We start from the raw sequence: 11,992 nt of genomic DNA, 5'->3' as shown, positions 1-11,992 counted from the left end.
CTGTTCTCCTCGCTGGCTCAGGCCCGCGCGGCGCTGAACATCTGGCGGACGGACTACAACGGCGCGCGCCCGCACTCGCAGCTCGGCTGGCAGACGCCCGACGAGTTCGCACTGACCTTCCACGCGCCTCGGGCCTTGGCGCTGCGCAATGCGAAAGGCTCCGCGCCAACGCCCGCCGTTTCACCCGCCCATCAGGGCAAAACCAACGCCGGAAACGAACTCAAAACTGGATAAAACCTGGGGGCAACGTCAGAGGGGCTGACGCCAGCGCACAAGGCGCTCTTTGCAGAGTGGTCGCGCTTTGACCCCGGAATGGGCTACAACTTCAAGTCGCTCGAACGCAAGACTGGCCTGCCATACGCGCAGATCCGTGCGCTCGTCCGCGATTTGGCGTCCGAAGGCTACCTCACACTCATGCGCGGGTGCTTCACGGAAGACGGCGAGCCCTACGGGTCGGCCTACGTGCTGACGGACGACGGATTCCGCGCTCTCGAAGCAGGAGGGCGTGATGCCTAAGCTGACGGAAGCGGCGAGAGCCCATCGCAATCTCCATCCGCATACTGAGGCGCGGCTTGCCATGGCTCTCTGGGACCATGAATACGCATTTGGGAAGCGTGCTGGCTCGATGGACTTTTGGGATAGCCGGTTTCCATCGCAAAAGCGCCTTTGCGTCGATCTTGTCGATGCCATTCTCAAAGCCGCCACCGAGAACGGCCGCGCAGCCCTACAGGCGGAGGGGCGGGAATGAGTAGAGCGGACAACATCGCCTATGCGCCGCGCGGCCTATGCCGTGAAGAGACGGCCCGTTATGTCGGCGTCGGCTCAACCAAGTTTGATGAGATGGTCAAGGACGGGCGCATGCCGAAGCCGAAGCGCGTCAACGGGCGGACGGTCTGGGACCGGATCGCGCTCGACGCAGCATTCACCGACTTGCCAGATGACGGTGGAAATGTGCTCGACCGGCTCTTGTCACGTCGGAATCGCGCAGCATAACCTCTGGCATGAGCGACGATTACCCATTTGCCTCGTCATATCAGGACCGCCACGACAAAACTCGCTGGCGGTTTCGTCGAAATGGGAAGACAGAAGCCTTCCCGGCACTCCATGCTGCCGCCGGCACCTCAAGGACATCATCGCGGATCACTCCAGCACGCCTCACAAGGCCAAGCACCTCCTCGTTGCCATTCGGAAGATGATCTATGCCGCGATGGACGAGGAATGGATCGAGGTTGACCCATCCTACAAACTGAAGTGGCGGCCGGAATATGTCGGCTGGAAGGCTTGGACAATCGACGCCATGGAGGCGTTCGAGGCGCGGTGGGCGATCGGCACGACGCCACGGCTGACCTATGCGCTGGCCTTGTGGCTCGGTAATCGCCGCAGCGATGTCGTGACACTACGCTGGGATCAGCGTTGCACGCGACAGATTCAGCAGGGAGAGGCAAGCCGGAAAGTCGATGGGTTCGTTGTCATCCAGGAAAAGGGCGGCGCCGAAGTATTCGTCCCCATCACCCCGATGCTTGAGGAAGTGCTGGCGGCCACGCCACGGAAGGGCGAGACGATCCTGGTCACGCAGTACGGCGAACCTTTCTCGGCGAAATCGATCACTGGTCGCATGGCCGATTGGACTAAGGCGGCGAAGATCGACAAGGGCTACACGCTCCATGGTCTTCGCAAGACGCTCGGGAAAATGCTTGCGGAAGGTGGCGCATCAACCCGCCAGCTGATGAAAATTCTCGGCCATGACGACATCGAACACGCCGGACTCTACTCGCGTGAGGCCGAACAGGCGCTGCTCGCCACCGAGGGCATGGACAAGGTCACAAAGCTGGTGAATCGCCGTCGTGGCTAACCTTGTGGCTAACCTCAAAATAAGCCATTGAATTTAAAGTATATTTGGTGGGCCCGGAGGGACTCGAACCCCCAACCAAGCGGTTATGAGCCGCCGGCTCTAACCATTGAGCTACAGGCCCCACGCAAGGGCTGGATAGAGTCTTTTTGCGAAGCGCACAAGGCTTTCTGCCACAAACAGTTTGGACTTGCCGCAATCGCCCCATAATCGCAACATAGTGCGGCTCGGATAGGGACGACGACATTGGAGATTTACATGACGAGATATTATCTGCCGCTGGCGCTTGCCGCCGCAATCGCCCTGCCCGCATTTTCCGCCCACGCCCAGAATCAGCCGTCCCCGCGCATCATCGTGACGGGCGAAGGCGAAAAGGCCGTCGCGCCCGACCTTGCGCTGCTGTCGCTCAGCGTCATGCGCGAGGCCAAAACGGCGCGCGAGGCGCTCAACGCCAACAACGACGCCATGGCCGCCGTGATCTCGGCGATGAAGGCCGCCGGCATCGAGGAGCGCGACCTGCAGACCTCCGGCATCCAGATCTCGCCGCGCTACAACTATGCCAGCAAGCCCGACGGCAGCCAGGTGGCCGAGCTGGTCGCCTACCAGGTCACCAACACGCTGTCGGTGCGCGTGCGCGACCTCGCCAAGGCCGGCGACATCCTCGACAAATCGGTCTCGCTCGGCGTCAACCAGGGCGGCGGCATCACCTTCACCAACAACGACCCGTCGGCGGCGCTGACCGAGGCGCGCAAGGCGGCCGTGCAGAATGCGATCGACAAGGCCAAGGTGCTGAGCGAAGCCGCCGGGGTGGAGCTCGGCCGCATCCTGGAGATTTCCGACCAGACCTATCAGCCCCGGCCGATGCCGATGGCCAAGAACGTGGCCTATGACAGCGCCGGCTCCGTGCCGGTCCAGGCCGGCGAGAATTCCTACAACGTCCAGGTCAACGTCACCTTCGAGATCAAGTAGGCCGCCTGCCCGCGCGTGACACCGCGGCCATATCCAATGCGAAAAGCCCCGGGGGATCGCTCCCTCGGGGCTTTTCGTTTGACCCGCTTGCGGGTGCGGTCAGCGCAGGATCGGGCAGTAGGGCTCGCGGCCGAAGGTCACGATCATGCGGTCGCCCCACTTGCGGCCGGCCACGGTGATCGAATAGCGGCCCATGTCGACGACGCGGGCGCGGTGCATGCCCATCCGCTCGGCCTTGTCGAGGGCGCGGTCCGGGGTGCAGCCGCGCTCCCAGCGATCGCGGCGCTCCCAGCGGTCGCGGCGGTCCCAGCGATTGTCGTTGTCGCGAACGTAGAAGCCGCCGCCCGCGCCGTCGCCGCCGAAATTCAGATACAGGCCGTCGGCCTGGGCGCCGGCCGGCATCGCGGCCAGGGCGCCGAGCCCAACCAGGGCAGAAAGGGCGGCGGACTTGAGCATGCTGGACATGAATATCTCCTCTTGGGCTGAACCTCGGCGGTTCCTGCCGAAGCGTTGTGGCGACATTGCGCCACGCCGCCTGAACCGTTCTCGAACCGGGCGTTCATTTTCGGTTCATACGGTAAATCATTGAAAAATATCTGTAATAATGCGTGCGCAAGAGGCAGTCGCCTGCCGCGACGGCAGCCCCTGCGTCAGCCCTCAGGGCTCTTCGGCCAGCATGTGCTCGAAGAAGTCCTCCGGCTCCGCAAGCTCGCTCTCCAGCGCGGTCACGCGGCCGCGCATCGAGATGCCCGCCTCGTGCACCGTCTCGGCGCTGCCCGAAACCAGCGGATGCCACCAATAGAGGTCGTGCCCCTCGGCAACCAGCCGATAGGCGCAGGTCTGCGGCAGCCAGGAGATCGTGCGCACGTTCTGCGGCGTCAGGCCGATGCAGTCGGTCACAAGGGCGAGCCGGTTGTGGTAGTCGGCGCAGCGGCAGCTTTCCGGGTCGAACAGCCGGCAGCCCACGCTGGTCCAGTAGATGTCGCCGGTGTCCTCGTCCTCCAGCTTCGACATGCAGCACTTGCCGCAGCCGTCGCACAGCGATTCCCACTGGGTCGGCGTCATCGCCTCGAGTTCGGTAGTCTTCCAGAAGGGTTCGCTCATGCGGTGCATGTGGCCCGCGCGCGCGGCAAAATCAAGCGAAACCGGGCCGGCGGCCGCCGGCGGCGGCCGGATTTTTCACGCGTCCGATTCGCCCGGCAATCGCCTTACTGATGCCCTGATTACGGCCTTCCTGGAACAAATTTCAGTGTCTTTTCTTTCGCCCAGACGGGACCTTATGCATTCACAGGAGAAATTTCGGATGAAACGCCAACCCAGGATCTTGGCGGGGACCGCCCTTAGTCTGCTGATGGCATGCCAGCCGCTGATGGCGGCGCCAATGCCGGTCGGCGGCATGGGCGAACCTGCCCGCGCGCCGCTCGGCGCACGCGCTTCCGCCCCGATTGTGCTGGCGCAGGCCGAGGAACTGCCGGTGGATCAGCCGCAGGACCAGTCCTCGGAAGAGCAACTGCCGAAGAAGAAGCATCGCAAAGCGGACCAGGCCCCCGCGGAGCAGTCGGCCCCAGAGGCGATGCCGCGCGCGCAGGAGGCCGCCCCAGCCGAGGCCGCACCCGAGCAGCCGCGAAAGAAGAAGCACAGGGAGGAGCCGGCTGCCGAGCAGCCCGCCCAGCAGGAATTCGCGCCCGCCGAGGCCATGCCGGAGCGGCCGCGCAAGAAGAACCACAACGAAGCGCCAGCCGCTGAGCAGCCAGCCGCGACCCAGGAGTTCGCGCCTGCCCCGGCCGAGGCCGCGCCGGAGAAGCCGCGCAAGAAGAACCACAAGGAAGCACCAGCCGCCGAGCAGCCAGCCGCGCCGCAGGAGCTGACGCCCGCCCCGGCCGAGGCCGCGCCGGAGAAGCCGCGCAAGAAGAACCACAAGGAAGCGCCGGCCGCTGAGCAGCCAGCCGCGACCCAGGAGTTCGCCCCTGCCCCGGCCGAGGCCGCACCCGAGAAGCCACGCAAGAAGAACGGCAAGCAGGCCCCCGCCGCCGAGCAGCCGACCGCGCCCCAGGAGCTGACTCCGGCACCTGTAGAAAAGCCGGTCGAAATCGCGCCTACCCCGGCCGAAGCCGCGCCGGAACAGCCGCACAAGAAGAACCGCAAGGAAGCGCCTGCCGCCGAGCAGCCCGCCCCTGGCGAAACGACAGCGCCGACGCCCACCGAAAAGCCGGCCGAGGTCACGCCTGTCCCAGGCGAAACCCCTGCCCCGACTGAGGCGGCTCCCTCCGGGACGACCCCGGCCGAGCAGCCCGCCGAAGCCAAGCCCGAAAGGCCCAGAAAGAAGGGCGACCAGCAGGCGCCCGCCGCATCCGAGCAGCCCGCGGCTCCGGGCGAAGCCGTGACGCCGGCACCGGCGGAGACGGAAGGCCAAGCCAGGCCGGTTCCCGGCAAGGAGCGGCCGGCTCGGGGCGAAGCCACCGGCGAAGGCAAGACCCTGCCCGCACCCGACAGCCAGAAGGCCGCTCCGGTCGAAGGCCAGGAACAGGGCGCGCAGGATCAGGGCAAGCGCGGCCAGCAGGGCGGCAACCGTCGTCCGCAGCCGGCCGAGGCCGGCCCGCCGCCCGCCGACGACAAGGCCGCCCAGCAGGAAGTGCAGCCGGAGAAGATCGTTCCGGTGACGGCCGAGCAGGGCAAGCGCGTGAAGGAAAGGCCGGTCGACCTCAGCCGCCAGGAGCGCCCGAAGGGCACCGAGGTTCTCAAGGAGATCGGCGACCGCGTCATCATCCAGCTCAACAACCAGGTCATGGTGGAGAGCAACGATCGCCCGCGCATGCGGCACGGCGCCCGCGACGTCTACTATGAGGACCTGCCGCGCGGCCGCACCCGCGAGACCATCGAGCGTGGCGACGGTACACGGGTGGTCACCATCCGCAACGCCTATGGCGACGTCGTCCGCCGTTCACGCATCATGCCCGACGGACGCGAATACGTGCTGTCCTATGTCGACGAGGGCGACTACGACCGCGTCCGCGACTGGCGCGATCCGGGTCGCGACCTGCCGCCACTGCGCCTGGACATCCCCGAGGACGACTATGTGCTGACCCCGGAGCGCGTGCGTAATCCGGATATGTACTACGACTTCCTCGAGCAGCCGCCGGTGGAGCGCGTGGAACGCCTCTACTCGATCGACGAGGTGAAGCGCTCGGCCCGCATCCGCGACAAGACGCGCCGCATCGACCTCGACACGATCAACTTCGAGTTCGGCTCGGCCGCGGTCGCCGAGAACGAGATCTCTCACCTCGAAGGCGTGGCCAAGGCCATGGAACGCATTCTCGAGCAGAACCCTGCCGAGACGTTCCTGATCGAGGGCCACACCGATGCCGTCGGCTCCGAGCTCGCCAATCTGGCGCTGTCAGACAGGCGGGCCGAATCGGTGGCTGCCGCGCTCACCAACGTCTTCGGCATCCCGCCGGAGAACCTGGCGACCCAGGGTTATGGCAAGCAGTTCCTGAAGGTGAAGACCCAGGCGCCCGAACGCCAGAACCGCCGCGTCGTCATCCGCCGTATCACGCCGCTGGTGGCCCCGGTCGCCAGCAACCGGTGACGCCGAGGCCGTGGATCGAATCCAACGAAACCGTGATCGGCAAAAGCGATTGATCACGGTTTCGCGAGTTGAGGCCAAAGGTTATTGACTCGACAGATTCGTCCTGCAGCCTGACGACTTCCCTGCCCCGTCCCCCTAGCCGGGGGACAGGCGAAAGCCCGGTCGATACCCCCCCTCGGCCGGGCTTTTTATGTTCGGAATAATGCGCCGGCCGCGGCCAAGCCTCTGGTAGGCCTGCCGCCCCGCCATCGTCGCGCCGGCGCAAATATCAGTTCCCGTAAAATCAGGCTGATAGCACCGTTTCCTGAATCAGGTCGGCAAGCGCGCCGGCCTTTTTTGTCACAGGAAGCCGGTCACCTTCGTGTCGGTCTGGGCGAATATCTCGTCCGGCACGAAGAAATCGCCGGCTAGCGCGCCCTTTGCGCCCGGCGCATATTTCGAGAAATCCGTCACCCCGGCTTCGCGCAGCACCAGCTCGTCGATGAAGAAGTTGCCCGTCGTCTCGCGCGACGGACGGGTCAGGACCGCATGCGCCGCATCGGCCATGATCTCGGGCGACCGGCTCATCGCCGCCACGGTCTCGCCGCCGAGCAGGTTGCGCACGGCCGCCGTGTCGATCGCCGTCAACGGCCACAGCGAGTTCACCGCGATGCCCGCCTTGGCGAATTCCGCGCTCATGCCCAGCGTGCACATCGACATGCCGAACTTGGCCATGGTGTAGGCAACGTGGTTCTTGAACCATTTGGCGTCCATGTCGAGCGGCGGGGCCAGATTCAGAATGTGAGGGTTTTGCGCCAACTTCAGGTGCGGAATGCACATTTTGGAGACGAGGAACGTGCCGCGCGTATTGATCTGGTGCATCAGGTCATAGCGCTTCATGTCGGTTTCCAGCGTGCCGGTCAGCTGTATCGCGCTGGCGTTGTTGATGCAGATGTCGACGCCGCCGAACTTTTCGACAGTTCTGGCGACGGCCTCGGCAACCTTAGTTTCCTCGCGGATGTCGCAGATCACCGGCAGCGCCTTGCCGCCCGCCTTCTCGATCTCCTCCGCCGCAGTGTAGATGGTGCCCGGCAGCTTGGGGTGCGGCTCGGCCGTCTTTGCCGCGATCGTCACATTGGCGCCGTCGCGCGCGGCGCGCAGCGCGATCGCCAGTCCGATCCCGCGCGAGCCGCCAGAGATGAAAATGGTCTTTCCTCGCAGGGACATTCGCTGCGCTCCGTGGTTTGTAGAACTTTGAACCAATTCTTGCCCCGGAGCGGAGACACTTGCAAGCCGGGCGAGTTCGCCCGGGCTGGTGCGATTGCAACCTTCCATATACCTCGCCAGCCCCGCCAAAATCGTACCCGAGCACAAATTGCGATGTTTCTCCGTCGAGTCCCAGGAACTGGATACGAAGTCTTTACCCTGCTCTGTTTGATGGGAACCGGTCTGGGAACATTCGTGAGTTCCCAAGGTTTGTTGCCGATCGGTCGGATCGGGATAGGGGGCAGCACAGAATGCTTTTGGGCACGTTTCGCCTGCAACATCTTTACGGGCTGGCCGGCTGGGCGGCCGTTGCCGGATCTCTCGTCCTTGGCGGCGTCCTGTTTATTCTCAGTCTGGAGGACTATCGGCGCTACAGCCTGGGGCTTCAGGAATTCAGCCGCTTTCATCTTGCCCTGCTGGCCGCCAACGCCGTTTCGGCCGAGCGCGGCCCCAGCAACGGCCTGATGGGCTCCGCCGCTGAGCAAATGCCCGAATTCAGGCAACTGCTCGCCGAGCGCCGGGCCGCCAGCGATCGAGCCATCGCGACGCTGGAAGCGGCCTTTGCGGACGAGGAGCCGAGCTTCGGGCACGACCATGAGGCAGTGGCGCGCCTCGTCGGCAAGCTCGCAGCCGGCCGCAAGGCCGTCGATGCCGTTGCCGCCATGCCGACCTCCATGCGGACCGGAGACCAGATCGCCGACGCGATCAACAGGATGTTCCAGGCCGCCGACGCAGCTGTCAGCGTGACCGACCATCTTGGCGAGGAAATCGTCGCCGTATACCCGCAGGTCAGCACCGAGATCGTCATGGCCAGCGCTTGCGGCCGCCTGCGCGAGCATGCCGGGCGCTTCGGCTCCTACGTTGTGATGATGCTGACCACCCCGAAGGCGAGCGACACCGAGCTCAGCCTGATGCTGGCCAATACTGCCGGCCGGATCGAGACGCTGCGGGAGCTCGTCTCGGGCTACGGCGCCGCCTATCTCACCGACCCTACCGTCGCCGACATGCTGCGCAACGTGGACCAGGAATATTTCGGCGCCGCCCTGCCCTATGCCTGGAGCATCGCGCTCAAGGCAGTCCAGAAGCCGGCGCAGATGACCGCCGGCGAATTCACCGCCAACTACGTGCCGGGAATGAAGCCGGTCGAGCAACTGCGCGATGTCATCATCGAGCGCCTGGCCGGACGCATCACCGCCTCGCGCGACCATGCCGCCATGCTGCTCGCCATCGCCGGCGCGCTGACGCTGTTCGTCGCCACGCTGTTGATCGTCATCAGTTCGGCCCTGCGGCGCTTCCTATTCCAGCCGCTACTGTCGGCGAAGGACCAAATCATCCAGATTGCGCGGGACGATCTCACCGAGCCGCCCCTGCCCCGGATCGTCAGCCGTGAAATCAAGGACATGTTCAACGGCCTGCAGACGTTGCGCGAGAGCCAGCGCCAGCATCGTGCGCTGGAGGGCGAGCGCGATCGCCTGACCGCACGCCTCAAGACGCTCTCGGAGACCGACGGCCTGACCGGCCTGTTGAACCGCCGGACGATCGACGGCGTCGGAACGAAGGCTCTCAGCGAGGCCGCGCGCACGCGCGAGCCGGTCGCCCTGCTGATGTTCGACATCGACCACTTCAAGCTGGTCAACGACACGTTCGGGCACGGCGTCGGCGATCTGGTGCTGCAGCGCGTGGCCGAGACGGTGCGGGCCGAGGTGCGCAGCGGCGACGTCGTCGCCCGCTTCGGCGGCGAGGAATTCACCGTTCTTGCGCGCTCGACCTCTTCCGACGGCGGTCAGCGACTGGCCGAAAAGCTGCGCAAGGCGCTGGCGGAGATGGTGGTCAGCCCAGAACTTGAGCTGCGCATCACCGCCAGCTTCGGCGTGGCGTCTTGGCGGCCCGGAACCGAAAGCTGGCCGGCGCTTATCGCGCAGGCCGACCGGCATCTGTACCGGGCCAAGCATCTCGGCCGCAACCGCGTCTGCATCGACGACGACAAGGAAGACGGCGACGCCGGCCTGGCCTTGGCCGCGCCCAAGCTCTCTCGCTGACCGGCAACGGGTGGCGGCCGGCGCAGCCGGCCACCGCCGAACCTACTTCTTGACGCCGAACACTTCCGCGCAGCGCGAGAGGCTGAGGCCTTCACCGTCAGTGTCGCGCGTCGCCTCGACATTGGTGATGATGCCGTTGCCGTCGACCGAGATCTGCGCCTCGCAGAACAGGTGTTCCACGCGCGGCGGCTTCACCATCACCTGCTGCGGCATGGCGCCGAAACTCACGCCCGAGCTCGTCGTGCGGGTTTCGGTGACGGTCGTCGAGCTGTTGGGCTGCGTCACGGTCGTCGTGGTCTGGGTCGTCCTGCTGCCGGCCATCGGATCGCTGGGGGCGCCGATGGTGGTATACTCAGCCGGCAGCGTGCGCGTGGTGTCACCGCCGCGCCAGCGATAGATCTTGCCGCCGCTGTTCAGCGAAAACTCCGAGATCGGCGCGCCATATTGCGAAAAGAACACATCGCTCGGCTGGCCGATGAAACGCGACTTGATCGCCTTGTTGGCTTCCTCGGTCGTGGTGCATGCGGCCAGCGCCGGCGCAAGCAGCGCAATCGTCAGCCCAATTCCCCGGGCCGCGCCAGACACATGCGGAACATTCTTCCAGAACAACATCATTCCCCCTTCGGCACTTGTCGGCGCGAAACTCGTCCAGCCGAGCCTCGCTTGCAAGAAGAATGCGCGGCTTGCGGCCGGCAAAACACAGTTTCGTAAGCAGACTCTTACGACGACACTTGAACCTGACCTGCCTTGCGGTTCTGATAGACCTGCGCGGGCGCATGGGCGCCCGCAACGCCTGGCCATGCAGAGGCTCGTCAAGCGGACCGCCGACAAGGCAACGACCGGAGGAGCAAATGGCCCGTGAAGCGCTGAACGATCCCGCCGAGATCCCGGCCGAGCTCAACCGCTGGAACTGGGGCGCCTTTTTCCTCAACTGGATCTGGGGCATTGGCAACAGCACATACATTGCCCTTTTGGCGCTGATCCCGCTGGTCAACATCGTCATGATGATCGTGCTCGGCGCACGGGGCAGCCGCTGGGCCTGGCGCAACCGCTACTGGCGCGACGCGGAGCATTTCCGCCGCACCCAGCGCAACTGGGCCATCGCCGGCGCGATCATCTGGGCGGCCGTCATCGGCCTCTTCGCAAGCATGTTCGTCGTGGTGCCGATCTCGATGAGGAACAGCGACGCCTATCGCATCAGCATGGAGGCAGTGCGCGCCGATCCGCAGGTGAGCGAAGCCCTCGGCGAGCACATCTCGAGCAAGTTCTGGATATTCGGCACGATCAGCGTCCAGCCCGGCGGCACCGGCGCGGCCCAGATGGAGATCCCGGTGCAGGGCGACAAGGGCACCGGTACCGTGACCTCTCACGCCGTACGCACCGAGGGCGAGTGGGTCATGCGCCTGCTCGTCGTCACGATCGACGGCGTCGACGCGCCGATCGTGCTCGTGAACAAGGATGGGCTTTCAATTCCCAGGGCAGCGATCGGAACCTAGGGGCAGGACCCGAAGGGCGCTCAGCGGAAAATGGTCTCGCCCTGCTCGTCGATCAGCTGCTTGCCCTTCCTGAAGGACACGTCCACGGCATCGTCGAGCGAAGCGAAACGGTCGGCGCGGATGAAGCGATGCTCCTTCACCACGCCGTCGATCTCCTTGGAGATGACGCCGCAGGTCTGGAACTGGCCACCCTCCTTGAAGGGCGTGGCCCGGATGTGGAAGCCGTTGTGCTCGATCTCCTTCGAGGCCGCTTCCTTGGCCTGACCGGCGCTCTCGCCACCGCCGCCGCCGAAAAGACGTTTCAGAAAGGACATATGCACCTCGCTTCCGATTCAACGGCAAACTAGCCGTTTCGGACCGCCCCGTCGAGGCGGTCCGGGCACAGGCGGATGACATAGCTGTTCCAGCTGCGCCTCCGCCGGCCCCTGGCCAAACCTATCCCAGCGACGCGATGATTTCGCGGTAAGCTGCCTCCGGGAATGCCTTCAGCGTTTGCGTGCGCACATTGCCGCCCATTCCGAGCTGCAACGCAAACCGCGCCGCCACCGCATCGTCAGGCGCCTCGCCGATCAGCACCATGTCGTACTTGCCCATGGTCAGGTAGAAGGCCTTGAAGCCGCCTCCCATCTCCTCGAGCTGCTTCTTCACCGCGTCGAGCCGCTTCGGCGACTCGCGTACGTTCCTGATGCCCTGCTCCGTCCAGTTCACAAGCATGATGTACGTCGTCACGGTAGACCTCCCTCCCGTTCCGACACCGTGTCCGGCGCCGGGATGAATGCCCCACATCTGGCCCGGCAGGGAATATGGG

15 protein-coding genes and 1 tRNA gene are annotated in these 11,992 nt (G+C 65.2%); 9 read left to right on the top strand and 7 right to left on the bottom strand.

The features are described from left to right. The 5 genes from ABLE85_RS18650 to ABLE85_RS18630 all read left to right on the top strand — a co-directional run. Positions 1 to 234, top strand: a 234-nt coding sequence (locus ABLE85_RS18650; protein ID WP_348794202.1) for an integrase core domain-containing protein, incomplete at its 5' end; no start/stop codon positions are given. A gap of 78 nt (positions 235 to 312) precedes the next feature. Further along, positions 313 to 516 carry a hypothetical protein gene (locus tag ABLE85_RS18645; RefSeq protein WP_348794201.1) on the top strand — a complete coding sequence of 68 codons (204 nt, stop codon included), beginning with the start codon at positions 313 to 315 and terminating at the stop codon, positions 514 to 516. Then, positions 509 to 748, top strand: a complete 240-nt coding sequence (locus ABLE85_RS18640) for a hypothetical protein (protein WP_348794200.1) — start codon at positions 509 to 511, stop codon at positions 746 to 748. Before ABLE85_RS18645 ends, ABLE85_RS18640 begins: the two co-directional genes overlap by 8 nt. Next, complete coding sequence (locus tag ABLE85_RS18635) at positions 745 to 993, top strand: hypothetical protein (protein WP_348794199.1); 249 nt, start codon at positions 745 to 747, stop codon at positions 991 to 993. The genes ABLE85_RS18640 and ABLE85_RS18635 overlap by 4 nt, the downstream gene beginning before the upstream one ends. A 361-nt stretch (positions 994 to 1,354) precedes the next feature. Then, a complete protein-coding gene (locus ABLE85_RS18630; RefSeq protein WP_348794218.1) occupies positions 1,355 to 1,852 on the top strand; it encodes a tyrosine-type recombinase/integrase in 498 nt (165 codons plus the stop codon). A gap of 45 nt (positions 1,853 to 1,897) precedes the next feature. On the opposite strand, the gene ABLE85_RS18625 is transcribed toward ABLE85_RS18630, so the two are convergent. Next, positions 1,898 to 1,973 (bottom strand) — tRNA-Ile (locus ABLE85_RS18625). 134 nt (positions 1,974 to 2,107) lie between these two features. Here ABLE85_RS18625 and ABLE85_RS18620 point away from each other — a divergent pair. Beyond that, positions 2,108 to 2,818, top strand: a complete 711-nt coding sequence (locus tag ABLE85_RS18620; protein WP_348794198.1) for an SIMPL domain-containing protein — start codon at positions 2,108 to 2,110, stop codon at positions 2,816 to 2,818. A 99-nt stretch (positions 2,819 to 2,917) separates the two neighbouring features. Here ABLE85_RS18620 and ABLE85_RS18615 read toward each other — a convergent pair whose 3' ends face one another. Next, positions 2,918 to 3,283, bottom strand: coding sequence for a hypothetical protein (locus ABLE85_RS18615; RefSeq protein WP_348794197.1), 366 nt, complete (start codon positions 3,281 to 3,283; stop codon positions 2,918 to 2,920). 192 nt (positions 3,284 to 3,475) lie between these two features. Then, the gene (locus tag ABLE85_RS18610) at positions 3,476 to 3,922 is read right to left on the bottom strand and encodes a YcgN family cysteine cluster protein (RefSeq protein ID WP_348794196.1); all 447 of its coding nucleotides are present in this window, start codon (positions 3,920 to 3,922) and stop codon (positions 3,476 to 3,478) included. Positions 3,923 to 4,121: 199 nt separating this feature from the next. On the opposite strand from ABLE85_RS18610, the gene ABLE85_RS18605 reads away from it, so the two are divergent. Beyond that, the gene (locus ABLE85_RS18605) at positions 4,122 to 6,404 is read left to right on the top strand and encodes an OmpA family protein (protein WP_348794195.1); all 2,283 of its coding nucleotides are present in this window, start codon (positions 4,122 to 4,124) and stop codon (positions 6,402 to 6,404) included. A 339-nt stretch (positions 6,405 to 6,743) separates the two neighbouring features. Here the strand turns inward: ABLE85_RS18605 and ABLE85_RS18600 are convergent, their stop codons facing one another. Continuing rightward, positions 6,744 to 7,610 (bottom strand): NAD(P)-dependent oxidoreductase, encoded by an 867-nt coding sequence (locus ABLE85_RS18600; protein ID WP_348794194.1) that lies wholly within the window; start codon positions 7,608 to 7,610, stop codon positions 6,744 to 6,746. A gap of 290 nt (positions 7,611 to 7,900) precedes the next feature. Between ABLE85_RS18600 and ABLE85_RS18595 the strand changes: the two genes are divergently transcribed. Next, the gene (locus tag ABLE85_RS18595; RefSeq protein WP_348794193.1) at positions 7,901 to 9,688 is read left to right on the top strand and encodes a diguanylate cyclase; all 1,788 of its coding nucleotides are present in this window, start codon (positions 7,901 to 7,903) and stop codon (positions 9,686 to 9,688) included. Positions 9,689 to 9,730: 42 nt separating this feature from the next. Here the strand turns inward: ABLE85_RS18595 and ABLE85_RS18590 are convergent, their stop codons facing one another. Further along, positions 9,731 to 10,303, bottom strand: a complete 573-nt coding sequence (locus ABLE85_RS18590; protein ID WP_348794192.1) for a hypothetical protein — start codon at positions 10,301 to 10,303, stop codon at positions 9,731 to 9,733. A 236-nt stretch (positions 10,304 to 10,539) separates the two neighbouring features. Here ABLE85_RS18590 and ABLE85_RS18585 point away from each other — a divergent pair, with 236 nt between their 5' ends. Then, positions 10,540 to 11,184 carry a cytochrome c oxidase assembly factor Coa1 family protein gene (locus tag ABLE85_RS18585; RefSeq protein WP_348794191.1) on the top strand — a complete coding sequence of 215 codons (645 nt, stop codon included), beginning with the start codon at positions 10,540 to 10,542 and terminating at the stop codon, positions 11,182 to 11,184. Positions 11,185 to 11,204: 20 nt separating this feature from the next. Here ABLE85_RS18585 and ABLE85_RS18580 read toward each other — a convergent pair whose 3' ends face one another. Both ABLE85_RS18580 and ABLE85_RS18575 read right to left on the bottom strand, forming a co-directional pair. Further along, on the bottom strand, positions 11,205 to 11,498 hold the full coding sequence (locus tag ABLE85_RS18580) for an HlyU family transcriptional regulator (RefSeq protein WP_348794190.1): 294 nt from the start codon (positions 11,496 to 11,498) through the stop codon (positions 11,205 to 11,207). Positions 11,499 to 11,619: 121 nt separating this feature from the next. After that, the gene (locus ABLE85_RS18575; protein WP_348794189.1) at positions 11,620 to 11,913 is read right to left on the bottom strand and encodes a GYD domain-containing protein; all 294 of its coding nucleotides are present in this window, start codon (positions 11,911 to 11,913) and stop codon (positions 11,620 to 11,622) included. Positions 11,914 to 11,992 lie beyond the last annotated feature (79 nt).

The sequence above is a fragment of the Mesorhizobium sp. KR1-2 genome (assembly GCF_040045035.1).
GTDB lineage: Bacteria > Pseudomonadota > Alphaproteobacteria > Rhizobiales > Rhizobiaceae > Pseudaminobacter.
This window is presented reverse-complemented; position numbering and strand designations above follow the sequence as displayed.

Coding starts and splice junctions, on each gene's coding strand:
- ABLE85_RS18645 (WP_348794201.1), top strand. CDS start 313: ATGGGCTACAACTTCAAGTCGCTCGAACGCAAGACTGGCCTGCCATAC.
- ABLE85_RS18640 (WP_348794200.1), top strand. CDS start 509: ATGCCTAAGCTGACGGAAGCGGCGAGAGCCCATCGCAATCTCCATCCG.
- ABLE85_RS18635 (WP_348794199.1), top strand. CDS start 745: ATGAGTAGAGCGGACAACATCGCCTATGCGCCGCGCGGCCTATGCCGT.
- ABLE85_RS18620 (WP_348794198.1), top strand. CDS start 2,108: ATGACGAGATATTATCTGCCGCTGGCGCTTGCCGCCGCAATCGCCCTG.
- ABLE85_RS18615 (WP_348794197.1), bottom strand. CDS start 3,283: ATGTCCAGCATGCTCAAGTCCGCCGCCCTTTCTGCCCTGGTTGGGCTC.
- ABLE85_RS18610 (WP_348794196.1), bottom strand. CDS start 3,922: ATGAGCGAACCCTTCTGGAAGACTACCGAACTCGAGGCGATGACGCCG.
- ABLE85_RS18605 (WP_348794195.1), top strand. CDS start 4,122: ATGAAACGCCAACCCAGGATCTTGGCGGGGACCGCCCTTAGTCTGCTG.
- ABLE85_RS18600 (WP_348794194.1), bottom strand. CDS start 7,610: ATGTCCCTGCGAGGAAAGACCATTTTCATCTCTGGCGGCTCGCGCGGG.
- ABLE85_RS18595 (WP_348794193.1), top strand. CDS start 7,901: ATGCTTTTGGGCACGTTTCGCCTGCAACATCTTTACGGGCTGGCCGGC.
- ABLE85_RS18590 (WP_348794192.1), bottom strand. CDS start 10,303: ATGATGTTGTTCTGGAAGAATGTTCCGCATGTGTCTGGCGCGGCCCGG.
- ABLE85_RS18585 (WP_348794191.1), top strand. CDS start 10,540: ATGGCCCGTGAAGCGCTGAACGATCCCGCCGAGATCCCGGCCGAGCTC.
- ABLE85_RS18580 (WP_348794190.1), bottom strand. CDS start 11,498: ATGTCCTTTCTGAAACGTCTTTTCGGCGGCGGCGGTGGCGAGAGCGCC.